This window comes from Streptomyces sp. NPDC043746 (assembly GCF_056436485.1).
Map to the genome: position 1 here is coordinate 124,982 of NZ_JBWKCM010000003.1, position 24,025 is coordinate 149,006.

Below are 24,025 nucleotides of genomic sequence, written 5' to 3' on the forward strand. Positions count from 1 at the left end.
GGCGGACCGCGCCGCCGCTGATCGTGGCCCGGCGTCCGGCGACGCGACTGCGGCAGATCACGGGGGTGCTGCCGACGCCCCCGGCCACCCCCGCGGCCTCCGCACCTTCCCGAGCAGCGGCGGCCGCCACCTCCGCAGCGGGCCCGGCTGCCTCGTCCGCACCTGCCGACCCCGCCACTTCCCCGGCGGCCGCCGCTGCTCCCACACCTGTCGGCGCCGCTCCCGAGGCCGTACGTCCCGCCCTGGGCAGGCCCCTGCCCGAGATGCCCTCCGGGGCCGTCCCGGCCTCACCGGCAGGGCAGGGACAAGCCGTGCCGACCGCCCCGGGAGGGCAGGACACGGCGGCCATGCCGGTGCTCCGGCGCCGGGCGACGGAGACGACGGCGGCAACCGGACCCGCCTCGCCCCCCGCGCCGACACCGGGGGAGCGGACGGTGACGAAGACGCCCGGGACCTCGCCCACGCCGACGCCTGTCCAGAAGGCTCCGGCGAGCGGGCAGGCACAGGCACACGTGCGGACCTCGGCCGCCGCCGCACCGCACGAGGCCCAGCGCCGAACCGACGCCTCCGGTCCGGACTCCGGTGCCCGCGCGCGTACACGCGGCGGGATCGGTACGCCGCTTCCCTCGCTCCCGTCGACCGCCCGGCTCCAGCCCGACGCACCCCTCCTCGGCGACCACCGCCGTACGCGGCCGAGCCCTCCGGGTGCCCCGGCTGCCCACAGCACGCCCCCGCAGACCACCGCCGCGCCCCCGAGCGCGCCGACCTCCCCGGGCGCGCCGCCCGCCCTGCCGGTGCGCTCATCGGCCGCGCCCGCTCGGCCCACCGCCGCCCGACCCGACGCCGTACAGCGCGCGGTGGACGGTGGGCGCCTCCATTCCCCTACGGGCGCCGGTACGGTCCCGGGCACGCCCGCACCCGGCACCGCCTCCGCCCCGGCTGCTCCCGCGGCCCCGGTCCGCATCCGGAGCATCGGGCCGAGGCCGCGCCCCGGGCAGACCACCCCAGCACCGCCCGCCCCCACCGTTCAGCGGGCGCGCGCCCTGCTCTCGGACCGGACCCTGGTGGTGGACACCGGCTCCGCTGAAGGGTTCTCGGCGGTCCCGGCCGCCACGGCCGACGGCGCCACCGCCCGCCCGGTCGTGGCAGCCACCTGGCGCCGTGACGTACAGCGCTCGGCCTCCGCCGCCCCCGGCCCGGCTGTCGGCTCTCACGGCCTCATGCCCCCGCAGGCCGACGCAGGCGCGCAGCCCGCCGCCATCCGGCACGGCGCGGGGGCCACCGCACCGCACCTGAGCACCCGCGCCTGGGGCCCGGCCACTTCACCGGCGGCCCCAGCCGCACCCCCGGTGCCCGGCGCCACCGTCCAACGCGCCGTGCACACGGCCGCCGTGCCCGCACCCCGGCAGACTCCCGGTGGCGGAACCAGTCTCCAGGCCACCACCACGCCTCAGGCCACGCCGCCCCGCAGGACGTCCAGGCGCACGGCGGACCGCGCCAGGAAGGCGGACCGCGCCGCAGCCGCGAAGCCCCTCCCGGACGCCACCCGGGCCCCAGCCCCCACCACGGCCCCTGCGACGCACGCCTCCACGCCCGGTGGCGTGCTCCAACGGATCGTACGGCGGCGGTCGGTACGGGCCTCCGCACCCACGCCCACGCCCTACGGCCCTTCCGGCCGGGCGACCGCGCAGGCACCGGTGCCCCGGGCGACGGGCCCCGGCCACCGTGGCTCGCGGCCACCGGCCCTCCAGCCCGCGCCCTCAGCCTCCGCCGCCCCCTCGGACCCCACGCCGTTCCCGCCGTCGATGCCCACCGCGGCATCCCCGACGTCCCCGGCCGCACCGGTCTCCCCAGCAGCCGCACCCCCTCCGCGGCACGCCCCCGCCCCCAGCACCCCGCGCACCCCCGCCTCCCCCGCCCTCGCGACCACCCGCCCCCACCCCGTCCCCGTCGTCCGCCCCCATCCCCCCGCACCGGTCCAGCACGGGGCCACCGTCGTGCCCGTCCAGCGGATGCCCCTGCCGGTCGTGCCCGACCCGGCCGGTCCACCGCCCGCCGGTCCGGCCCCCGGCGGCGACGCCCCCGCGTACGGGCCGCAGCCCCTCTCCGTACGGGTTCCGCCGCGCACGCCCTCCCCGGCTCCCGCCGCGAGCGGTCCCGGAACCACGCGCCGACAGCCCCCGACACAGGCTCAGGCCCTTCAGCGCGTGGCCGCCGATGCGGGCCTCACCGGCGTCCCGGTGAAGGCGGTCCCCCCGAGGAGCGCCCGACCGGGCAACCCCCGCCCGGGCACCTCTCAGCCGAGGACCGTCCAGCGGACCGACAGCACCGGAAGCACCGCGCCGGGCGGGACCTCCGGCCTCGGAACCACCGGCACCACACCGGCAGAGACCACCACCCCCGCGAACCGGATCACCGGGGCGGAGCTGGACGCGCTGGCCCGACGGCTGATCGATCCCGTCAGCCGGCTGATCCGCGCCGACATGCGGCGCGGGCGGGAGCGCGCCGGGCGGCCCCACGACGGCCGCCGCTGACGGCGTCCCGCCCGTCGGCTCCCGGGCCCCGCACCCCATACGCACAGCGACAGCACCGCAGAGCAGAGAAGAAGAGAAACGGCATGACGGACAACATCTTCGCGACGAGCGTGTTCTTCAAGCTCGTGATCGGCGGCAGCGACCTGGGCGCCTTCCACACCTGCTCGGGGCTGGGCGCGGAGGTGGAGATGGAGACGTACGCCGAGGGCGGCAACAACGGCTTCACCTGGCATCTGCCGGGACGCATCACCTGGACCAACATCACGCTGACCCGACCGGTCACCGCCGACACGATGAAGATCGCACGCTGGCTGAACGAGACCATCCAGCGGGTCGAGCCGAAGGACGGCGAGATCGTCGCCCTGCGCCCGGACCTCAGCCGCATCATCAGCTGGCAGGTGCGGGGCATCGTCCCGGTGCGCTGGCAGGGCCCCTCCTTCGACCCGGCCAACTCCCAGGCCGCCATCGAGACGTTGGAGATCGCGCACGAGGGGCTCGAAGCCTCCTGATGAACCGCCACCGCCATGCCACCGTCCCAGTCCCCGGCCCGGAAGGAGGAACGCCATGTCACCCGCTCTGCGTGCGAACCGTGTGCGCGCCCAACTGACCATCATGGAACCGCCGTCGACGGTCGGCGCGAAACCGGGCGGCCGACTCGCCCAACTCACGCTCCAGTTCAACCCGAACAAGCTGTCGCTGAGCAAGAGCACCGAGTGGCGGCGCACCCCGTCCCGGATGGCCGGGCAGTCCGCGCTGCCCGAGTTCGTCGGGAGCGGGCCGCGCTCGCTCTCGCTGGAGGTCTTCCTCGATGCGACCGCCACCCACGACAACTCCGTGGAGAAGGCGGTGGAGCAGCTGATGATCGCCTGTGTGCCCACGCCGACCAGCCTCGCGCGCAAGACGCCCGCAAGCCCCTGGGTGCGGTTCGACTGGGGGACGTCGCGGACGACGTCGTTCGACGGCGTGCTCTCCAACCTCTCCGTCTCCTACACCCTGTTCGACGTGGACGGGAAGCCGCTCCGCGCCACCTGCTCCCTCTCCATCGAGGAGGCGAGCGTCGACCCGGCCGGTCAGAACCCCACCTCGGGGTCGAAGGAGGCACGGCGGACGCACCGGGTCGTGGCCGGGGACAGCCTGCCGCTGCTCGCCTGGCGGGAGTACGGCGACGCCACCGCCTGGCGGACGATCGCGGAGGCCAACGACATCGACGACCCCATGCAGTTGGCGCCGGGCAGCGAACTCCTCGTGCCGGGCCTGGAAGACCGTCTCGCAAGGGGCAGCCGATGACCGCCTCCTCCCCGGGGCGCTCCTTCGCCGCCGATCCCGTCGTGGAGATCCCCGCCGAACTTCCGCTCGGCTGGGCCGCCCAGTTGGTGAGCTGCGTGGTCGACGAGAACGTCGGCCTGCCGGACACGGCCGTGCTGACCTACCGGGACCCGGACCACGATCTGCTGAGCGAGAGCGGGATCACCCTCGGCACGCCGCTCAGGATCTCCGTCGTCACCGTCCAGGACCGGGTCCGCGAGCGGCTGTTCACCGGCGAGGTGACGGCGATCGAGCTGGACCACGACACCACCGGCACGTTCACCGTGATCCGGGCGTTCTCCCGGGCGCACCGGCTCCAGCGCGGCCGGAAGGTGGTGGCGTACCGGAACATGAAGACGGCGGACATCGTGCGGAAGGTCGCCGCGGGCGCCGGGCTGACCTGCGGCAAGGTCGAGGCGGCGCCGATCACGTACAAGCAGCTCACCCAACCCAACATCTCAGACTGGGAGTTCCTCCAGCATCTGGCGGCCGAGAGCGGGGCGCAGGTGCGGGTGGACGACGAAGGCGTGCTCCAGTTCACCAGGCCGAAGCCCGCCTCGTCGGCGCCCTCTCCCGACACCCGGGCCGCCACGCACCCGATGGTGCTGGAGTACGGGGACAACCTGCTCGCGCTGCGGGCCGTGGTGACCGGGGCGGACGGGGCCGGGGATGTGGAGGTGCGCGGCTGGAACGTCGACACCAAGACCCGGCTGGTGGCGCGGGAGCAGTCCGTGCACAGCGACACCGTGACGCCCGGGATGAGCCCGTCGGCGGCGGCGGGGGCGTTCGGCGCGAGCGCCCGGATGACCGTCGCCGACACCCCGTACCGCACGCAGGCGGAAACCACGGCCGTGGCCGGGGCGGTGGCGGCCCAGGTCAGCTCGGGGTTCGGGGAGATCGAGGCGGTGGCCTTCGGCAACCCGCAGCTGCGGGCGGGCGAGCCGGTGGCCCTCGGCAACGTGGGCCCCGCCTTCTCCGGCCGCTACACCGCCACCGCCGTCCACCACGTCCTGGAACCGGACGGCGGCTACCGCACCACCGTGATCGTCAGCGCCTCGCCCGACCGCTCCCTGGCCGGGCTGACCGGCGGCGGCGCCCCCTCACGCGGCCCGCGCATCCCCGGGCTGGCGATCGGCGTGGTCACCGACATCCGCGAGGGGAGGGGGCAGCGGGGCTGGGTGCGGCTGAAGTTCCCCTGGCTCGACGACACCTATGTGACCGACTGGGTCCGTACGGTGCAGTGGGGCGGCAACGGGGGCGGCGGGGTGTTCAGCCCCGAGGTCAACGACGAGGTGCTGGTCGGCTTCGAACAGGGGCTGCTGGACAGCCCGTACGTCCTGGGCGGCCTCTACAACGGCGTCGACCGGCCCTCCGAGCATGACGTCCCGCTCGTCGACAGGACCAGCGGCAAGGTCAACCGCCGTTCCCTGGTGTCCCGTTCGGGCAACCGGCTGGAGCTGCTGGACACCCCGCGCGGCCCGTCGGGCGTCCGGCTGGCGAGCGGGAGCAGACGGCTCGAAGTCCTGCTGGACGAGCGGAGGAACGAGATCGCCCTGACCGTCTTCGCCCCCGGTTCCAAGCGGCCGCAGAGTTCCGTGACGCTCTCCTCCTCAGGCATCACGCTCGACGCCGGTACGGGGAACGTCGAGGTCAAGGGGCGGTCGGTGACCATCAACGGCAAGACGGGGGTCACCGTGGACGGCGGCCTGCTCGCCGTACTGAAGGCCAAGCTGATCCGCATCAACTGACCCCGTCGACACGTTCACTGACTCCCTATCACTTCACTCGCGCAGCTAGGAGAACCCCGGTCATGCCCCCCGCAGCCCGTACGGGCGACAGCACCGCCCACGGTGGCCTCATCGGCACCCCGCCCCCGGGCGCGGTGGCCGTCGCCACCGTGCTGATCGGCGGCCGGCCCGCGGCCGTCACCGGGAGCCTGCACGTGTGCGTGGTCCCCCCGCACGCGGCCCTCGGGCCGGGCAACGTGATCATGCCCGACCCGGCAGCCGCCGTCTCCGGCCCGGTGCTGATCGGCGGACTGCCCGCCGCCCGGATGGGCGACAGGACCACCTGCGGCGCGCCCGTCATCAGCGGCGCGCTCGACGTCCTGATCGGGGGCGCGATATGAGCGGCGACGGATACACCGGCGCCCGCAGGGGAACCGGCGGCGGCTTCATCGGGCGCGGCTGGGGCTTCCCGCTGCGCACCGGCCCGACCGGCGGGATCGCCCTGGTGGAGCGGGACCGGGAGATCGAGGAGGCCATCGGGCTGATCCTCGGTACGGCACCGGGCGAGCGGCCGATGCGGCCGGAGTTCGGCTGCGGCATCCACGACTACGTCTTCGCGCCCGGCGACGGCGCGACCGCCGGGCGGATCGCCCAGGAGGTCCGCACCTCGCTGGAGCGGTGGGAGCCGCGGATCGAGGTGACGGACGTGGTGATCGCGTTCGACGCGATCGAGGAGGGCACGCTCTACATCGACGTGCGCTACACCGTGCGGGCCACCAACGACCTGCGGAACCTGGTCTTCCCCTTCTATACGATCCCGTCGGAAGACGGCTCGTCCGAAGCGGGTGCGCGCTGATGGCCCTGCCCTCCCCCAACCTGGACGACCGGCGCTTCCAGCAGCTCGTCGACGAGGCCAAGCGGTACGTCCAGCAGCGCTCGCCGGAGTGGACCGACCACAACGTGTCGGACCCCGGGGTCACGCTGATCGAGACGTTCGCGTACATGGTCGACCAGCTGCTGTACCGGCTGAACCAGGTGCCGGACAAGAACTACGCGGCCTTCCTGGACCTGCTGGGCGTGACCCTGTTCCCGCCGACCGTCGCCCGCGCCGAGGTCGACTTCTGGCTCTCCGCGCCGCAGCCGGAGACCGTGCACCTGGTCGCCGGGACCGAGGTCGCGACCGCGCGCGGGGAGGCCGAGGAGCCGGTGGTGTTCACCACCTCCGACGACCTGCCGATCGTGCCGAGCGAGCTGGTCCGGCTGGTGACCGCGCCGACGACCGGTGACCAGACCGACCGGACCGGACCGCTCGGGGCGGGCAAGGACATCCCGTGCTTCTCGCCGCGCCCGGAGCCGGGTGACGCGCTGCTGTTCGGGCTGCCCACCGCCGTACCGCGGTGCATCGTCGCCGTACGTCTGGACAGCCGGGTGGAGGGCGTCGGCGTCGACCCGCGGCAGCCGCCGCTGGTGTGGGAGGCGTGGGACGGGACCCGTTGGGTGGAGTGCGCGACCGGTGACGACACCACCGGCGGGCTCAACCGGCCGGGCGAGGTCATCGTGTTCGTCCCGGCCGGGCACACCGCGTCCGTCGTCGCCGGGACCCGGGCCGGGTGGCTGCGCTGCCGGGTGACACCGCCCGAGCCGGGCCAGCCGTTCTACTCCGAGTCGCCGACGATCCGGGAGGCCGAGGTGTTCACGGTCGGCGGTACGGCCGCCGTCGAGCACGCGGAGACCGTGCTCGACGTGCCCCTCGGAGTCTCGGAAGGGGTGGCCGGGCAGCGGTTCTCGGTCGGCCGGGTGCCGCTGCTGATGGACGGCGACCCGCCGGTGGTCCAGGTGTCGACCGCCGAGGGCTGGCAGATCTGGACGCCCGTCGAGCACTTCGGGGCCTCCGCGCCCGGGGACCGGCACGTGCGGATCGACGCCGTCTCCGGGGAGTTCGCGTTCCCGCCGGAGGTACGGGAGCCGGACGGCACGATGCGTGCGTACGGGGCCGTTCCCCCGAAGGGCGCCCAGCTCCGCGTCCCCCGCTACCGCACGGGCGGCGGGTCGGCCGGAAACGTGGCCCGGAGCGCGATCTCCGTGCTGCGCAGCTCGGTCCCGTACATCGCGCGGGTCGACAACCGGGAGGCCGCCACCGGCGGCGTGGACGGGGAGACCGTCGCCAACGCCAAGGTGCGCGCGCCCAACATCCTGCGGGTGCAGGAGCGGGCGGTCACGGCCCGGGACCACGAGGTCATCGCCCGGGAGGCCGCGCCCTCGCTGCGCCGGGTGCGGTGTCTGCCGGCGGTGGCGGGCGAGGGCGGTGCGGTGCGCGTGCTGGTGGTGCCGGACGCGGTGCCCGACGAGGGCGGCAGGCTGCGGTTCGAGCAGCTGATCCCGTCGGACCAGGTGCTCGCGGCGGTGGCCCGGCGGCTGGACGAACGCCGTCTGGTGGGGACCCGGCTGGTCGTGGAGCCGCCCGCCTACCAGGGCGTCACGGTGGTGGCCCGGCTGGTCGCGGCCCCGGGCGAGGTGGACCGGGTGCGCGCGGAGGCGCTGGAGGCCCTGTTCCGGCTGATCGACCCGCTGCGGGGCGGTGCGGACGGCGCGGGGTGGCCGTTCGGGCGGCCGGTGCAGTACGGGGAGGTGTTCGCCGTGCTCCAGCAGGTGCGGGGGGCCGGTCTGGTGGAGGAGGTCCGGCTCTTCCCGGCGGACCCGATCACCGGTCGGCGCGGCGGTGCGGTGGACCGGATCGACGTGGCCGCGGGCGCGCTGGTCTTCTCCCACCAGCACCAGGTGATCGTCACGCCGAGCGGGCCGGGTGAGGGCGTATGAGCCGGGCCGCCGTTCCGGGGCTGCCGAGCCGCTACCCGATCGGTGAGCTGCTGCCCGCCCTGTACGCCGACGACGACCTGGCCCAGCGCTTCACGGCCGGGCTCGACACCGTCCTGGCCCCGGTGCTCTCCACCCTGGACAACCTGCCCGCCTACTTCGACCCGGCCCTGGCCCCCGCCGACTTCCTGCCCTGGCTGGCGACCTGGGTGGGCGCGGGCGTCGACCCCGACTGGCCGCCGGAGCTGCAACGGGCCGTGGTGGCGCGGGCGGTGGAGCTGCACCGGTGGCGCGGCACCCGGCGCGGACTGGTCGACCACCTCCGGCTCTGCTTCGGCGTCCACGCCGACGTGCGGGACGGCGGAGGCGTGGCCTGGTCGGCCGAGCCGGGCACGGAGCTGCCTCCGGCGCCGACCGGTGAACTGCTCGTACGGGTCTGGCCCGCGGCCCCCGGCGCCACGGTGGACGCGGCCCGCGTCCTGGAGGTGGTGACGGCCTCCTGCCCGGTCCACCTCACCTGCCGGGTGGAGATCCTGCCGGGCCCGCCGGAGGCGGCGCCCGGAACGACCACAGAGACGACGGGAGGCTGACGCGATGCGTTCGTGTCCGGCGTGCGGTACGGCCAACCGCGAGGACGACGACTTCTGCGGCGACTGCGGCGCGTACCTGGGGTGGTCGACGGAGCCCCGGCGCACTCCGGCGGCCCGGGAACCGGAGCCTGTGCCGCCGCCTGTGCCCGCGTCCGGGCCCGAGCCCGTGCCCGAACCGGCCCGGGAGCCGGAGCCGGAGCAGCGGTTCGCCCCGGAGCCCGTACGCGAGGGTCGTACGTCCCCGGAGTCCGCGCCCGCGCCACGCTCGGAAGCGGCACCAGGAGCACCGACACCTGCCCCGGAACCGGAGGCATCGGATACACCGGTGCCCTCCACAGCCGAGCCCATGATTCCCCCCGCGCCCGCCACCGCGCCCGCGGTGCCCCCGCGCCCGGCGGCGGAGCCGACTCCTCCCGCGACGCCCCCGCCCCCACCCGGCGTCGCCGCGCCGACGGCCGCCCCGACCGCCCCCGTCCTCCCGCGCCCCACCTCCGTACCACCGCAACAGCCCCGGCACCCCGCCCCCGCTCCCGTGCGGCCGGCGGTCCCTCGGCCCCCGGAAGAGGAACCCGTCGGGGCGGTCCAGCCGGCCCGGCCCGTCGCCCGGCGGCCCGTCGTACGGCCGGTGGAGACGGACGAGGCGGTGGAGGGCGAGCCGTGTCCGGCCTGCGGTACGCCGAACGCGCCCGGGCGCAGGTTCTGCCGCCGGTGCGCGGCGCCCCTCCGGGCGAAGGCGGAGACCGTGCCGCTGCCGTGGTGGCGGACGGTGTGGCCGTTCCGCCGCCGGGTGCGGGTCCGGTCGGGGCGGGCGCTGCGGCGGATCCTGCTGGTGCTGGCGGTCGTCGGGCTGCTCCTGGTGGGCTTCCTGTTCCTGCCGGCCGGGCGCGTGGTCTTCGAGGACGTCCGGGACAAGCTGGGCGGCACGGCGGCGGTCAGCCCCTCCGGCGTGACCGCGAGCGCCGAGGCTCCCGGCCATCCGGCGGGCGCGGCCGTGGACGGCCTGACCAACACGTACTGGGGCGCCCCCTCCCTCGGCGCATCGCTGACGGCCGCCTTCGGGACACCGTTCCGGCTGGTCGGGGTGGTCCTGCACACCGGGGCCTCCACGGAGCCCGAGGAGTTCCGGGGGGAGCCGCGGCCGGTCCGGGCGGACCTGATCGTCACCACGGCGGACGGCGCGGTCCATGAGAAGGAGCTGACGCTCAACGACAAGCCCGGCGAGCAGACGGTACGGACCGGGATCAGCGATGTCGTCACCGTCCGGCTCGTCCTCCGGGAGGCGGTGGGCGAGGCGAAGGGACGTCCGATCGCACTGGGGGAGATCGAATTCTTCCAGCGCACCTGAGGGCCCGGAGAAAGGACGCATATTCCAGAGGCACAGACCCCTCACCGTCACGTTCAACCCCAGAAGCCCCTCAACTGCTCATATCTGCTCAGCTGTTCGGTTCGATGAAGCAATTCCGGTCACATATGGCTTCCCTTCACGGCTCCACAAGCGGTTGACTGGGCATCACACATGGTGACGTGATCGCCTTCCGCGGCTCTCGGGCCCAGCTCCGGCGGCCGTGCATCCTCACGATCACCGGAAATGCGCGGTGCGCATCACCCGTCCGTACTCGTCGACGAGGGGGCTGCAATGAGCCAGATAACGTTACCGGCGTTTCACATGCCGTTCGCCAGCGCGGGGTGCAATCCAGGCCTGGACGAAACCAGGGAGGCGGCCTGGGAATGGGCGGAGGCGGAGGGGTTGATCCTTTCGGTCCCGGCCCGCCGGAAGATGATCCGCACACGGCCCGAACTCTGGATTTCCCTCGTCTTCCCGAAAGCCTCGCAGGATCATCTCGACCTCTTCTGCCAATGGCTGTTCTGGGCCTTCCTGGTGGACGACGAGTTCGACGACGGCCCGGCCGGGCGCGACCCCCTGATGTGCGAGGCGGCGATCACCCGGCTGGTGGACGTGTTCGACGGGGCCGAGCCGCACGGGCCGATGGAGCGGGCGCTGGCCGGGTTGCGCGAGCGGACCTGCCGCGACCGGTCCCCCCAGTGGAACAGGCAGTTCCGGCGGGACACGGCGGCCTGGCTCTGGACGTACTACGCCGAGGCGGTCGAGCGGGCGGCCGGGCAGGTGCCGAGCCGGGTGGACTTCGTCAAGCACCGCCGGGATTCGGTGGCCATGCAGCCCTTCCTGGATCTGCACGAGATCACCGCCGGAATCGATCTGCCGGATTCCGCCCGCAGCCTGCCCGCGTACATCGCCCTGCGGAACGCGGTGACCGATCACTCGGGCCTCTGCAACGACATCTGCTCGTTCGAGAAAGAGGCCGCGCTCGGCTACGAGCACAATGCGGTACGGCTCCTCCAGCGCGACCGGGGCTCCACGCTCCAGGAAGCCGTCGACGAGGCCGGGATTCAACTCGCCCGTATCGCCGAGCGAGTGGTGCGAGCGGAGAAGGAACTGATCGAGGAGATCGAGGCCGCGAGGGTCGGCCCCTCGACCCGGGCCGCGCTGGAGCGCTGCGTACAGGACTACCGGGGGCTCGTGCGGGGCGACTTCGACTATCACGCGCGCGCCGAGCGCTACACTCGGCCGGACCTGGTGGAGCTGGAGGCACGGAACTCGATGTCCCGGTACTTCGCCGCCTGAGAGCACCGTGGCGTACGGGGGCCGGAGGGCGGGAGCCTTCCGGCCCCCGGCCGAGAGGGAGCGAATCGGCCGAAACCACCCCAGCCGCCCCTCCGGTAGCGGTCGATCGCATCACATCGCGTCCGATCGGGAAGGAACGGGAACGGTCAGAAGCGATCGCGTGGGAGACTGTGCCGCGCAAGCATGTCCCGGGTCGCCCCACCGGCCGGGCCGACGACCGTGTCGTGCCCCCGGTCAGCGACTGACCGGTCGGAATGCCATGCCTTCCACCACCGTCCCCGGGGATAGCGACACGTGAGATCACAGCGAAGAATATGGACCACGGCCGCCGTCGCCACGGCCGCCGTGACGGGCACCCTGGTCTTCCACGGTATGACGGGAAGCTCCTCCCCCGGCCGTGACACGGACGCCAAGTCCGCTCCCGGGGCGGCTGAGCCCGAGGTGTACCACACCCCGCTCAAGACCTCCGGGGACGGCACCTCCGCCTCGCTCGGCCGGCGCTCCACCGACCGTTTCAGCCTGCTCGGCGTGACCTGGACCGACCCCGCCGCCAAGGTGACCGGCCGGGTGGAGGCGCGTACCCGCTCCGCCGCCACCGGCGAGTGGACCGGCTGGCTGCCGCTGGACACCGAGATCGACGGCCGCACCGAGGCCCGCCGGTCCGGCGTCCGGGGCACCACCGAGCCGCGCTGGGTCGGCCCCTCCGACGGCGTCGAGGTCCGGATCCGCGCCGCCGACGGGGCGAAGGCCGGACTGCCCGACGGGCTGCGGCTGGACACCGTCGACCCCGGCGGCCGGACCACCCCGCTCGCCGCCGGACCGGCCGCCTTCGCCGCCGAGCCCGCCGCGTTCACCACCGACGAGTCCCCCTCCGCGGAGCCGGAACCGGAACCGTCCGACGAGCCCGCCCCCGGGGAGCCGACGGAGGAGCCGACCCAGGACCCGGTCCCCACGCCGACGGCCCCGTCCCCGACGCCGCCGTCCCCGAGCCCCACCCCGAGCGCGACCACCGCGTCCCCGACGCCTTCCGCCTCGCCGACCCCCACCGCCTCCACGACCCCGCCGCTGCCGCCCGGCCCGCCGTCCACCGTCCCGCAGCCGCCGATCGTCTCGCGGACCGCCTGGAAGGCCGACGAGTCGCTCAACAACGAGTCGCCGGACTACATGGCCTCGGTCAAGGCGGTCTTCGTCCACCACACCACGCAGACCAACGACTACTCCTGCGCCGACTCCCCGGCGATGGTGCGCGCGCTGCACACCTACCACGTGAAGTCCAACAAGTGGAAGGACCTCGGCTACAACTTCGTGGTCGACAAGTGCGGCACCGTCTTCGAGGGCCGCAAGGGCGGGGTGGACCGGCCCGTGATGGGCGCCCACACCTACGGCTTCAACCGGGACACCGCCGGGATCGCCGTGATGGGCCTGCACACCCAGACCCCGGCCAGCAGCGCCGCGACCACCGCGGTCGCCCGGGTCGCCGCCTGGAAGCTCGGCCAGTACAAGGGCGACCCGACGGGCACGGTCCAGCTGACCGCCGGGGCGAACGGCAAGAACGCCGTGCACAAGGAGTTCACCGCCGGGCAGCAGTACCCCTTCCAGCAGATCTCCGGCCACCGGGACGGGTTCGCCACCGAGTGCCCCGGCCTCGGCCTCTACAACCAGCTCCCCGGCATCCGCTCGACGGCCGGCGGCACGGTCACCGGTCTCACCGTCTCCTCGATGAGCGGAGCGAGCGCCTCCGGCTCCACGTACTACACGAAGTCGACCGTCACCGTGGGCTGGAAGACGACCACGCCCGCCGCCTTCGTCAAGGGGTACGAACTCCTCGTCGGCGGCAAGCCGGTGGCCGCCGTCAAGGGCAACGTCACGTCGGCCCCGGCCACCCTCGCGCTCGGCAAGCACTCCGTCCAGGTACGGGCCACCCACCAGTCGGGCAAGGTCACCACCTCGCCCGCCGCCACGGTCGTCGTCGAGCGCACGCCCCCCGTCTTCACCACCAAGCCGGCCCTCACCCTGCGCACCGGCACGGTGAACACCGCCGCCGTCCCGGTCACCCTGAAGTGGAAGGCCACCGACACCACCGCCCTGAAGGAGGTCCGGCTCACCGCGCCCGTCGCGAAGACGTACGGCCCGACGACGGGCAGCGCCTCGCACACCGCGAAGTCCGGCGCGGCGACCGCCTGGAGGATGACGGCGTACGACCACGCGGGCAACACGGCCGCCGCCTCGGTCTCCGGCACCCCGGTGATCCTCCAGGAGACCGCCGCCGCGAAGACCGGGAAGTGGACGGCGAAGTCCTCCTCCAGCTATCTGGGCGGCAAGTCCCTGACCAGCAGCGCCAAGGACGCGAGCCTCACCTGGACGTTCACCGGCCGGTCAGCCGCCTGGGTGGTGTCACGGGCCGCCACTTCGGGGCAGGCATACGTCTACGTCGACGGCAAGAAGGTCGCCACGGTGGACCTGAAGTCCGCCTCCACCAAGTACCGGGACGCGATCTGGACCCAGTCCTGGTCCACCAGCGCCAAGCACACGGTCAAGATCGTGGTGGTCGGTACGAAGGGCCGCCCGGCCATCACCACGGACGGTCTGGTCTATCTGAAGTAGGCGGCTCCACCACCGCACCGCGAGAGGGGTTGGCACACACCATGTCCGACATCGTGGAGGCCACGGCCAGGACCGCTCAGGGCACGGTACGCGGTGCGGTGGAGGGAAATGTCGCGGTCTTCCGCGGCATCCCCTACGCGGCTGCGCCGGTGGGCGCTCGGAGGTTCCGCGCGCCGGAGCCGCCGGAGCCGTGGGAGGGCGTACGGGAAGCCCTCGTCTTCGGGCCGACCGCCCCCAAGCGCCCCTACACCCCGCCGCTGGACCGGCTGCTGCCGGACCCGGAGGTGCCGGGCGAGGAGTGGCTCAACCTCAATGTGTGGACGCCCTCCACGGGGGCCGCGGGGCTCCCCGTCCTGGTGTGGATCCACGGCGGTTCGCTGCTGCACGGCTCCTCGGCGGTGCCGGTCTACGACGGCTCCGCCTTCGCCCGGGACGGGGTGGTGCTGGTCTCGGTCAACTACCGCCTGGGCGTCGAGGGCTTCGGGCTCTTCCCGGACGCGCCCGCCAACCGGGGGCTGCTGGACCAGCTGGCCGCCCTGGAGTGGGTGCGGGAGAACATCGCGGCGTTCGGCGGCGACTCGGACCGGGTGACGGTGGCCGGGGAGTCGGCGGGGGCGGTGAGCGTGGCCGCGCTGCTGGCCACGGACCGGGCGGCGGGGCTGTTCCGGCGGGCGGTGCTCCAGAGCGGGGCGCCCGCCGCCCTGGACCCTGAGGCCGCGCGCGGGACGACCGGGCTGATCGCCCGGCGGCTCGGCGTCCCGGCCACGGCCGCCGCGCTGGCCGCCGTGGCCCCGGAGGCGCTGCTGGCCGCGCAGACCGCGGTGACGAGCGGCGGCAACCCGCTGACCGGCCGCAACTCCTTCCAGCTCGTGGTGGACGGCGAGCTGCTGGCCCGGGACCCGGCCGAGGCGCTGCGTACGGGGGCGGCGGCCGGGGTCGACCTGCTGATGGGGGCGAACACCGAGGAGTACCGGCTCTGGTTCGTCCCCAGCGGCCTCACCGAACGGATCAGCCGGCTCAAGCTCCGCCTGGCGCTGCTGAAGTTCGGGGTCCCGGGCGCCACCGCCCGCACCTACCGGGCCAACCGCCCCGACGCCACCCCCGGCGAACTCCTCGGCGCCCTCGCCACGGACCTGCTGCTGCGCGTCCCGCTCAACCGGCTGGCCGACGCGCGGGCGGGCGCCGAGGGGTCCACGTACGTCTACGAGTTCGGCTGGCCCACCCCCGTACAGCGGCTCGGGGCCTGTCACGCGCTGGAGCTGGGCTTCGTCTTCGACACCCTGGCCCACCCCGACACGAGGGCCCTGACCGGCCCGGACGCCCCGCAGGAGCTGGCGGACGCGATGCACCGGGCCTGGGTGGACTTCGCGACGACGGGCGACCCCGGCTGGCCGTCCTGGGACGCCCGGCGGCCGGTGCGGTTCTTCGGCCATGGGGCCGAGGGCGGCCCGGCCGTGGTCCTGGCCCCGCGCGACGACGAGCTGCGGGGCTGGGAGCCGTACCGGCCGACCAGGGCCGCGGGGAGATCCCGCGCGGGTCGGGGACCGCGGTGAGGATGGCGGACCCGGCCACCACCACGCCCGGCACGAGCTGTTCGCGACGGGCGGGGAGGTGGGCGACGGCCGGGTCGTCGTCCCTCGGCATCCGCCCCCGGGCCGCCGGCGCGGGCAGGACCGGATCGCCCGGCTGTGCGGGTGACGGGCCGGACGCCCCGGGCACGAAGCCCTCGTGGCATCAGCTCAGCAGCTCGGTGGCCGTGACCGCGCGCAGGCCGCGCCGGTCGACCTCGGTGAGGAGCAGCGGCAGCGCGGCGACGGTGACCGGCCGCGCGAGGCTCAGCCCCACCACGGAACCGTGCCGCAGCTCGCCGGTCACCTTGCGCAGGACGGCCGGCACCCCGGTCGCGGCGTGGTCGCGCGACTCGACGTCGTAGCCGAGGACGTGCGGGTAGCCGACCCGCAGGGCGAGGCGCTGGACGGGGGCGGTCGCGCCGGGGCCGGGCGAGGGGCGGAACCAGGTGCCGATGGAGCCGGTGAGCCGGCGCAGCGCCCGGGCGCAGGCGGCGATCTCCTCGTACGCGGAGCGCTCGTCGCGCTCGGCGAGGGCGGCCAGGTCCGGGTGGTGCTGGGTGTGGTTGCCGATCTCGTGGCCGCCGTCCAGGATCCGGCGGGCCAGCTCCGGATGCGCCTCCAGCCAGCTGCCGACGGCGAGGACGGTGACCCGCGCCCCGGCCCGCTCGATCCGGGAGAGCGCGGCACGGGCGAGGCCGGGGTCGCCCCGCCCCTCGAAGGTGAGGGCGATACGGGGCCGGTCGCGGGGACCGTGGGCGACCACCCCGGGCCACCCGGGGAAGCGGCGCGGCCCGGCGGGTTCGGCAGTCGACCCGTACGAGGCCGGGGCCGGGGGCGAGGAGGCGGGCGCCCCGCCCCCGGTCCCTCCCGGTCCGGCTCCCTCCCCGCCGCCGCGCGCGCACCCCGCCGCGAAGACCGACGCGAGGAGCCCGGCCCCGGCGCCCAGCGCGTCCCGGCGGTGCACCGGCCGCTCGCGCCCGCCCATGCCCGACCACCTCGCCTTCCCCACCGTCCACGGAATCCCGGGGACACAGTAGAGGCGGGACGGGCGAAATGTAACGATTGAGCGATCCCTTGGATGATCTAGGAATCATTCAAGCAGCCTCATAAAAATACATGGAAAGCCAGGCAAGTGACCGAGCACACCTATGATTCAGCCACGAGATGCCTGCTTGACACCAGAATTACCCCAAATGCTCCTTTGGCACCGAGGTCCCCCGTCTGCCATAGTCGGAGCCACGACCCCCATTGACCCGGGCGAGGTCGCCATCAGCGGCCGTGAACACACCCCACCTTTCACGGCCCCCTCAGAAGCCCCCGCAGCGCCGCACCCCGGCCGACCGGGGGCTTCTGCGCGTCCAGGAGAGGGCACCGCGCCGGCCCGCCGCATCAGCGGTCGGAGATCCGCATCTCGAACCAGGTGGTCTTGCCGCGCGGCAGCAGATCCACCCCCCACCGGTCGGAGAGCTTGTCCACGAGGAAGAGCCCGCGACCGCTGACATCCATCTCGCGCACCGGCATCAGACACGGCAGCCCGCGCGAGGGGTCGCGCACCTCGATCCGGATCCAGCCCCGGCGGCGCACCATCCGTAACCCGAAGACGCGGGCCCCCGTGTGGCGCACCGCGTTGCCGACGAGTTCGGAGACGAGCAGCACCGCGTACTCGGCGGTCTGCGCGGAGAGCGCCCACTGCCGGAGCACCACGCAGGAGGTGAGGCGGCGGGCCGTCGCCGCGGACTCCGGCCGCGACGGCAGCCGGACTTCCGCCTCGGCCGGATTTCCGAACAACTCCAGCGCCTTGAACGCCTGTTCGTCATCCATGCCCGACGTCCACCGTGCCGCGGTCGCGCTGCTGCGCGGTCGCGGCTGATCCACATCCTCCAGGCCCGCCATGCCCACCATCATGGACGCACACTCCGGCCCCCGGGGCCGTTCCGACGGAATCCGCCCCCCGGAGCACACCATTCCGCAGCAGGCTCTCGGCATATGCCAGAGGCACAACAAGGGCCTTCGCAACCCCACTGAACTGCGGCGATACACCGGTCGGGCGGGCTCGCCCGGAGGGATACGGCACCGGGCCTTAAGGTTGCCTTAAGGCCCGGATAATCCGCCCGGAGGGATGAACCCCCGTCAGAAGCGCGTCCGGGGAGGCCGAACGGGAGGAACGGAGGGAGCGCCGGTGGCCGCCCGGCGGCCGCTCAGAGGAACTCCGCCTTCCCCGGGCCCTCCTCCACGAAGCTGCGCATCCCGCGCTCGCGGTCCTCGGTGGCGAACAGTCCGGCGAACCAGTTCCGCTCGACGGTGAGCCCGGTGTCGATGTCCGTCTCCAGGCCCGCGTCCACCGACTCCTTGGCGGCGCGCAGCGCCAGCGCGGGGCCCTTCGCCAGCCGGGCGGCCCAGGCGTGCGCCTGCTCGTAGACCTCCGCGGCCGGGACCACCCGGTCCACCAGACCGAGCGTCAGGGCCTCCTCCGCCCTGACCATCCGGCCGGTGAAGATGAGGTCCTTGGCGCGGGACGGGCCGATCAGCCGGGCCAGGCGCTGGGTGCCGCCGGCGCCCGGGATCAGCCCGAGCAGGATCTCCGGCTGGCCGAGCTTGGCGTTCTCCGCGGCGATGCGGTAGTCGGCGCAGAGGGCCAGTTCGCAGCCGCCGCCGAGCGCGTAGCCGGTGACGGCCGCGACGACGGGCTTGGGGATGCGGGCGATTGCGGTGAAGGAGTCCTGGAGCGCCTTGGAGCGCAGGACCATCGCGGTGTGGTCCATCGCCTGCATCTCCTTGATGTCCGCTCCCGCCGCGAACACCTTCTCGCCGCCGTAGAGGACCACCGCGCGGACGTCCTCGCGCCGGGTGGCCTCCTCGGCCAGCTCCCGCAGCCGGTCCTGGACCGCCACGTCCAGGGCGTTCATCGGCGGCCGGTCCAGCCGGATCGTCCCGACGTTGTCGCTTACTTCGAGGGTCACAGTCATGGAGGCAGGTTAACCACTGCTAACGCGGGCGGACCCGGTGCCGTTGGTCACAGCACCGGGTCCGCTCACGCGCGTAGCGCGGGGTGGAGGAAGCTCTACTTCTTCCACTCCTCCCAGTCCATGTTCCAGCCGTTGAGGCCGTTGTCCGGCTGGATCTGCTTGTCCTTGGAGTTCTTCACGATGACGACGTCACCGATCATCGACTTGTTGTAGAACCAGGCCGCCGGGGTCTGGCTGTCGTAGCCGCCGCGCACATCGCGCAGACCGACGCAGCCGTGGCTGGTGTTGGTCGTGCCGAAGATGGACGGGGCGCCCCAGTAGTTGCCGTGCAGGAAGGTGCCCGAGGTGGAGAGCCGCATGGCGTGCGGGACGTCCTTGATGTCGTACTCGCCGCCGAAGCCGACGGTGTCGCCGTTCATCCGGGTCACCTTGAGCTTCTCGCTGATGACCATCTGACCGTTGTACGTGGTGGTCGCCGGGGCGCCCGCGGAGATCGGGATGTCCTTGATCTCCTTGCCGTCACGGACGACCTTCATCCGCTTGGTGCTCGCGTCCACGGTGGAGACCTGGGAGCGGCCGATGGTGAACGTCACCGTCTTGGCCTGCTTGCCGTAGACCCCCGGCCGTCCCTCGACGCCGTCCAGGTGCAGTTCGACGGTCACCTTCGTACCGGGCTTCCAGTAGTGCTCCGGGCGGAAGTCGAGGCGGTCGTTGCCGAACCAGTGGCCCTCGATCTCGACCGGCGGGTCGGCCGTCACCTTGATGGCCTTCTCCACGGCGGCGGGCTCGGTGATGCCCCGGGTGAAGTTGATGGAGACCGGCATCCCGACACCGACGGTGGAGCCGTCCTCCGGCGTGTAGTGGCCGATGAAGGTGTTGGCCGGCACCAGCGTGGTGAAGGTGGTGTCCTTGGCCGACTCCCGGCCCTTCGCGTCCTTGGCGACCGCGTGGACCGTGTACTTGGTGGCGGCGGCGAGGTGGCGCTCCGGCGTCCAGCTCGCGCCGTCGGCCGCGATCTCGCCCGCGACCTCGTTGCCCTTGGGGTCCGCGACCTTGACCGTGGTCAGCTTGCCCTGCGCGGCGGTGATCTTCAGCGCGCCGCTGGTCGCCACCGAGTCCGCGCCGTCCTCCGGCGCGATGGTCACCACCGCCTGCGAGGCCGTGGTGTCCTCCGCCTTAGGGCTGCTCTGGCCACCGCCCTTGCCGCCCGCCTCCGCGTCCCCGCCGCATGCCGTCACCAGCAGCAGCATCGCTCCCAGAGCCAGGGCCAGGGGCCCCGATCCGCCGCGCCGCTTCCTGCCCGCCCCGGCCGATGCCCCCGATATCGGCTGCCCGTTCACTGTGTCTCCCCTCGCTGGGCCTGGCACTGCCATGGCCCGCATCCCCCGCGCGCTGCACATACGCGCTCGCTCCACGCAAGATAATCACACCGTCGGTGCGGTGGATCCCCTCCGGAATGTCACCGTTCCGTCCCAAGTGGCGGGGAGAGCCGTGCAGGTGGGGCGGGGTGCGGGACGGGGGCGGCGCGGTGGTGCCCGCGGGGGCGGGAGGGGCGTCAGCGCACGACCGAGCCGGCCTTCCACTGCTTCCAGTCCAGGTTCCAGCCGCTGAGCCCGTTGTCCGGCGCGACCTTCTTGTCCTTGGAGTTGACGACCTCCACCACATCCCCGATCAGCGTCCGGTCGAAGAACCAGCCGCCCGGGGCGGTGGCGCTGCCGCCCTTCTCGTCGCGCAGGCCGATGCAGCCGTGGCTGACGTTCTCCTTGCCGAAGACGGACGTGTCGGCCCAGTAGTTGCCGTGCAGGAAGGTGCCGGAAGTGGTGAGCCGGATGGCGTGCGGGACGTCCTTGATGTCGTACTCGCCCTTGCCCTCCTCGTCCGTGAAGCCGACGGTGGCCCCGTTCATCCGGGTCACCTCGTGCATCTCGGTGACGACCATCTTCCCGTTGTACGTGGTCGTCTTCGGGGCCCCCGCCGTGATCGGGACCGTACTGACCAGCTTCCCGTCCCGCCTCACCTCCATGGTCTTGGCCTCCGCGTCCACCAGGGAGACCTGGGAGCGGCCGACCGTGAAGACGACCTTCCTGTCCTGGCTGCCGTAGACCTTCGGCGCGCCCTCCACGTCCCGCAGCCCGATGTCCACGGTGACCTCCGTGCCCGGCTTCCAGTACTCCCGGGGGCGGAAGTCCAGCCGGTCCTTGCCGAACCAGTGGCCGACCACCTCCACCTCCGGCTTCGCCGTCACCCGGATCGCCCGCTGCACGGCCGCGCGGTCGGTGATGGGCCGGTTGAAGGAGAAGGAGACGATCATGCCGGTGCCGACGGTGGACCGGTTCTCCGGCTTGAAGTAGCCGATGAAGCGGTGCTCGGGCACGAGGGTGGTGAACGTGGCGTGGCGGGCCGAGCGCCGGCCGGACGCGTCCACCGCCACCGCGTCGATGCTGTACTTCGCGGCCAGGGCGAGCCGGGCCGCGCCGGGCTCGGGCTCCCAGGAGAGGCCGTCGGCGGCGATGCGCCCCGCCACCGTCTGCTGCTGGGCGTCCTCGATCCGCATCGCCTTGACGCTCTCCAGTCGGCCGTCGGGGATCCGCACCCGGATCCGGGTCTCCGCGCCGACCTCCTTCGCCCCGTCCTCGGGGAAGATGCTGATCACATCGCCGGGAGAGCCCGGTTTGCCGTTCAGCGGGGCCTCTCCCGTACCGGTGCATCCGGTCAGCAGGACCAACACGGCCAGTACGGTGAGCAGCCCCGCCCCTGTCAGCACGGTGGCCGAGCCCGCCCGTGCGCTCTTCGCTACGTGGTTCACGCTCCCCCAACGACCAGGGCCGGTCGGGGGAAACGTGAGAGCGGGGCCCGCGGTGGGCAGAACAGAGGGAAGGACTGCCAGGAGAGGGCCGCGGCCGGGACGTCGCGCGCCCCCTGTCCGGTGCCCGTCCTCATGAGCCGCGGGAGGCGACACGTGTCGAGCGCAGCCGAGCAGGAGGCAGTACAGGAGCCGGCCGGGAGGGCGGTGGAGCCCGGCCGGCCACCGGGGCGGGCCGCCCCCGTCACCCTACGGTCGCAGGGCACGGGGATCGCGGCGGCCACCGAAGCCGTACGGGCGGCGCCCCGCGCCCCCGTCGTGTGGCCCGGGGCGCCCATGCCGCTCGGAGCCCGCTTCCGGGTCGGCCCCGACGGGGTGGCGGGCACCAACTTCGCGCTCTGGGCGGGCGGAGCCGAGGCGGTCGAGGTGTGCCTCTTCGACGCGGACGGCGCCGAGACCCGCTGCCCGCTCACCGAGCTGACCCACGAGATCTGGCACGGCTTCCTGCCCGGGGTGCGGCCCGGTCAGCGGTACGGCTACCGGGTGCACGGCCGCTGGGACCCCTGGACCGGTGCCCGCTGGAACGCGGCCAAGCTGCTCCTGGACCCGTACGCCCGTGCGGTCGACGGCACCTTCACGCTGCCGCCCGAGGTGTACGGCCATATGAGGGACTGGCCCGACCAGCATGTGGCCGACACCGTGCGCGACGAGCGCGACTCCGCCCCCCACGTCCCCAAAGGCGTGGTCGTCCACGATGACGACGACTGGGTGGAGGACCGGCGCCCCAAGACCCCGTGGGCCGACTCGGTCATCTACGAGCTCCACGTACGCGGCTTCACCAAGCTCCACCCGGACATCCCGCCCGAGCTGCGCGGAACCTACGCCGGGCTCGCGCACCCGGCCGCGATCGACCATCTCACCCGGCTCGGGGTGACGGCGGTGGAGCTGCTGCCGGTCCACCAGTTCGCCCACGAGGACCATCTGCTGCGGCGCGGGCTGCACAACTACTGGGGCTACAACTCCATCGGCTACTTCGCCCCGCACGCCGACTACTCCGCCTCCGGCACCGCCGGACAGCAGGTCGGGGAGTTCAAGCGGATGGTGCGCGCCCTGCACAGCGCCGGGATCGAGGTCATCCTCGACGTCGTCTACAACCACACCGCCGAGGCGGGCGAGCTGGGCCCGATGCTCTCCCTGCGCGGTATCGACAACCGCGGCTACTACCGGCTCCAGCACGACCCGCGCCGCTACGCCGACTACACCGGCTGCGGCAACACCCTGCACGTCGTCCAGCCCCAGGTGCTGCGGCTGATCACCGACTCGCTGCGCTACTGGGTCACCGAGATGGGCGTCGACGGCTTCCGCTTCGACCTGGCGGCGGCCCTGGCCCGCTCGATGTACGACGTCGACATGCTCTCCCCGTTCCTCGCGGTCATCGCCCAGGACCCGGTGCTGCGCCGGGTCAAGCTGATCGCGGAGCCGTGGGACGTCGGCAGCGGCGGCTACCAGGTCGGCGCGTTCCCTCCCCTGTGGACCGAGTGGAACGACCGCTACCGCGACGCCGTACGGGACTTCTGGCGCGGCGCCCTCCCCGACGTACGGGACCTCGGCTACCGGCTGACCGGCTCCAGCGACCTCTACGCCTGGGGCGGGCGGCGCCCGTACGCCTCGGTCAACTTCGTCACCGCCCACGACGGCTTCACCCTGCGCGACCTGGTCTCCTACGAGCACAAGCACAACGAGGCCAACGGCGAGGGCAACCGGGACGGGACGAACGACAACCGGGCGTGGAACTGCGGGGCGGAGGGCGAGAGCGATGATCCGGGGATCAACGCGCTGCGCCGCCGCCAGCTCCGCAACCTGCTCACCACGCTGCTGCTCTCCACCGGGGTGCCGATGCTGGTGGCGGGCGACGAGATGGGCCGGACCCAGGGCGGCAACAACAACGCCTACTGCCAGGACAACGAGATCGGGTGGCTGGACTGGTCGCTGCTTGAGCAGCCCGAGTGGCGGGAGCTGACCGCGCTGACGGCCCGGGTGCTGCGGCTGCGCCAGACCCATCCGGTGCTGCGGCGCCGGGCGTTCTTCTCCGGCCGGGCCCAGGCGCCGGACGGACTGCGGGACCTGGCCTGGTTCGCGCGGGAGGGCCGGGAGATGACGGAGGGCGACTGGTACGCACCCGCCGCCACGCTCGGGCTCTACCTCTCGGGGCGGGACATCCCCGGGCGGGACGCGCGCGGCGAGCCGGTCACCGACGACAGCTTCCTGGCCATCCTGCACGCGGGCGCGGAGCCGGTCGCCTTCGCGCTGCCGGGCGCCCCGTGGGCGGAGCGCTACGAACTGGTCCTGGACACCTCCCGGGAGGACCAGGCCGACGCGCCGGGCACGGTCCTGGACGGCGGTACGGAGCTGAGCGTCCCGGCCCGCTCGGTGCTGCTGCTGCGGGTGGCCGCGTAGGGCCCTGGAG

The 24,025-nt window shown here is 73.6% G+C and carries 18 protein-coding genes and 1 pseudogene; 14 read left to right on the forward strand and 5 right to left on the reverse strand.

The features are described from left to right. Positions 1–434 precede the first annotated feature (434 nt). The 13 genes and pseudogenes from AC0682_RS04435 (at position 435) to AC0682_RS04495 (ending at position 15,771) form a co-directional block, all read left to right on the forward strand. On the forward strand, positions 435–2,534 hold the full coding sequence (locus AC0682_RS04435) for a hypothetical protein (RefSeq protein WP_478530873.1): 2,100 nt from the start codon (positions 435–437) through the stop codon (positions 2,532–2,534). 83 nt (positions 2,535–2,617) lie between these two features. Further along, on the forward strand, positions 2,618–3,043 hold the full coding sequence (locus AC0682_RS04440; RefSeq protein ID WP_478530874.1) for a phage tail protein: 426 nt from the start codon (positions 2,618–2,620) through the stop codon (positions 3,041–3,043). Positions 3,044–3,098: 55 nt separating this feature from the next. Then, positions 3,099–3,821: a CIS tube protein gene (locus AC0682_RS04445; RefSeq protein ID WP_478530875.1), complete on the forward strand. Its 723-nt coding sequence runs from the start codon at positions 3,099–3,101 to the stop codon at positions 3,819–3,821. Next, positions 3,818–5,587 (forward strand): VgrG-related protein, encoded by a 1,770-nt coding sequence (locus AC0682_RS04450; protein ID WP_478530876.1) that lies wholly within the window; start codon positions 3,818–3,820, stop codon positions 5,585–5,587. Before AC0682_RS04445 ends, AC0682_RS04450 begins: the two co-directional genes overlap by 4 nt. A 62-nt stretch (positions 5,588–5,649) precedes the next feature. Next, positions 5,650–5,967 carry a PAAR domain-containing protein gene (locus tag AC0682_RS04455; protein WP_254811633.1) on the forward strand — a complete coding sequence of 106 codons (318 nt, stop codon included), beginning with the start codon at positions 5,650–5,652 and terminating at the stop codon, positions 5,965–5,967. Continuing rightward, a complete protein-coding gene (locus tag AC0682_RS04460) occupies positions 5,964–6,422 on the forward strand; it encodes a GPW/gp25 family protein (RefSeq protein WP_478530877.1) in 459 nt (152 codons plus the stop codon). The genes AC0682_RS04455 and AC0682_RS04460 overlap by 4 nt, the downstream gene beginning before the upstream one ends. Continuing rightward, positions 6,422–8,383: a putative baseplate assembly protein gene (locus AC0682_RS04465; RefSeq protein WP_478530878.1), complete on the forward strand. Its 1,962-nt coding sequence runs from the start codon at positions 6,422–6,424 to the stop codon at positions 8,381–8,383. Before AC0682_RS04460 ends, AC0682_RS04465 begins: the two co-directional genes overlap by 1 nt. Then, positions 8,380–8,970, forward strand: coding sequence for a phage tail protein (locus tag AC0682_RS04470; protein ID WP_478530879.1), 591 nt, complete (start codon positions 8,380–8,382; stop codon positions 8,968–8,970). The genes AC0682_RS04465 and AC0682_RS04470 overlap by 4 nt, the downstream gene beginning before the upstream one ends. Positions 8,971–8,974: 4 nt before the next feature. After that, positions 8,975–9,037 (forward strand): annotated as a pseudogene (locus AC0682_RS04475) (zinc ribbon domain-containing protein); the annotation flags it as partial. 675 nt (positions 9,038–9,712) lie between these two features. Then, on the forward strand, positions 9,713–10,315 hold the full coding sequence (locus AC0682_RS04480) for an NADase-type glycan-binding domain-containing protein (protein ID WP_478531099.1): 603 nt from the start codon (positions 9,713–9,715) through the stop codon (positions 10,313–10,315). A 321-nt stretch (positions 10,316–10,636) separates the two neighbouring features. Further along, the gene (locus AC0682_RS04485) at positions 10,637–11,614 is read left to right on the forward strand and encodes a terpene synthase family protein (protein WP_478530880.1); all 978 of its coding nucleotides are present in this window, start codon (positions 10,637–10,639) and stop codon (positions 11,612–11,614) included. Between the two features lie 294 nt (positions 11,615–11,908). Next, complete coding sequence (locus AC0682_RS04490) at positions 11,909–14,218, forward strand: N-acetylmuramoyl-L-alanine amidase (RefSeq protein WP_478530881.1); 2,310 nt, start codon at positions 11,909–11,911, stop codon at positions 14,216–14,218. Between the two features lie 41 nt (positions 14,219–14,259). After that, a complete protein-coding gene (locus AC0682_RS04495; protein ID WP_478530882.1) occupies positions 14,260–15,771 on the forward strand; it encodes a carboxylesterase/lipase family protein in 1,512 nt (503 codons plus the stop codon). Between the two features lie 181 nt (positions 15,772–15,952). On the opposite strand, the gene AC0682_RS04500 is transcribed toward AC0682_RS04495, so the two are convergent. The 5 genes from AC0682_RS04500 to AC0682_RS04520 all read right to left on the reverse strand — a co-directional run bounded on the left by AC0682_RS04500 (position 15,953) and on the right by AC0682_RS04520 (position 21,561). Further along, positions 15,953–16,774: a polysaccharide deacetylase family protein gene (locus AC0682_RS04500; RefSeq protein WP_478530883.1), complete on the reverse strand. Its 822-nt coding sequence runs from the start codon at positions 16,772–16,774 to the stop codon at positions 15,953–15,955. Between the two features lie 404 nt (positions 16,775–17,178). Further along, a complete protein-coding gene (locus AC0682_RS04505) occupies positions 17,179–17,694 on the reverse strand; it encodes an ATP-binding protein (protein WP_254811637.1) in 516 nt (171 codons plus the stop codon). 293 nt (positions 17,695–17,987) lie between these two features. Beyond that, positions 17,988–18,755, reverse strand: coding sequence for an enoyl-CoA hydratase/isomerase family protein (locus AC0682_RS04510; protein ID WP_478530885.1), 768 nt, complete (start codon positions 18,753–18,755; stop codon positions 17,988–17,990). Between the two features lie 95 nt (positions 18,756–18,850). Then, complete coding sequence (locus AC0682_RS04515) at positions 18,851–20,095, reverse strand: L,D-transpeptidase (RefSeq protein WP_103417344.1); 1,245 nt, start codon at positions 20,093–20,095, stop codon at positions 18,851–18,853. A 215-nt stretch (positions 20,096–20,310) separates the two neighbouring features. After that, entirely contained in the window at positions 20,311–21,561 is a 1,251-nt protein-coding gene (locus AC0682_RS04520) for a L,D-transpeptidase (RefSeq protein ID WP_478530886.1), read from the reverse strand. Between the two features lie 153 nt (positions 21,562–21,714). On the opposite strand from AC0682_RS04520, the gene glgX reads away from it, so the two are divergent. After that, a complete protein-coding gene (gene glgX, locus AC0682_RS04525; protein ID WP_478530887.1) occupies positions 21,715–24,015 on the forward strand; it encodes a glycogen debranching protein GlgX in 2,301 nt (766 codons plus the stop codon). The last annotated feature ends 10 nt before the right edge of the window (positions 24,016–24,025 follow it).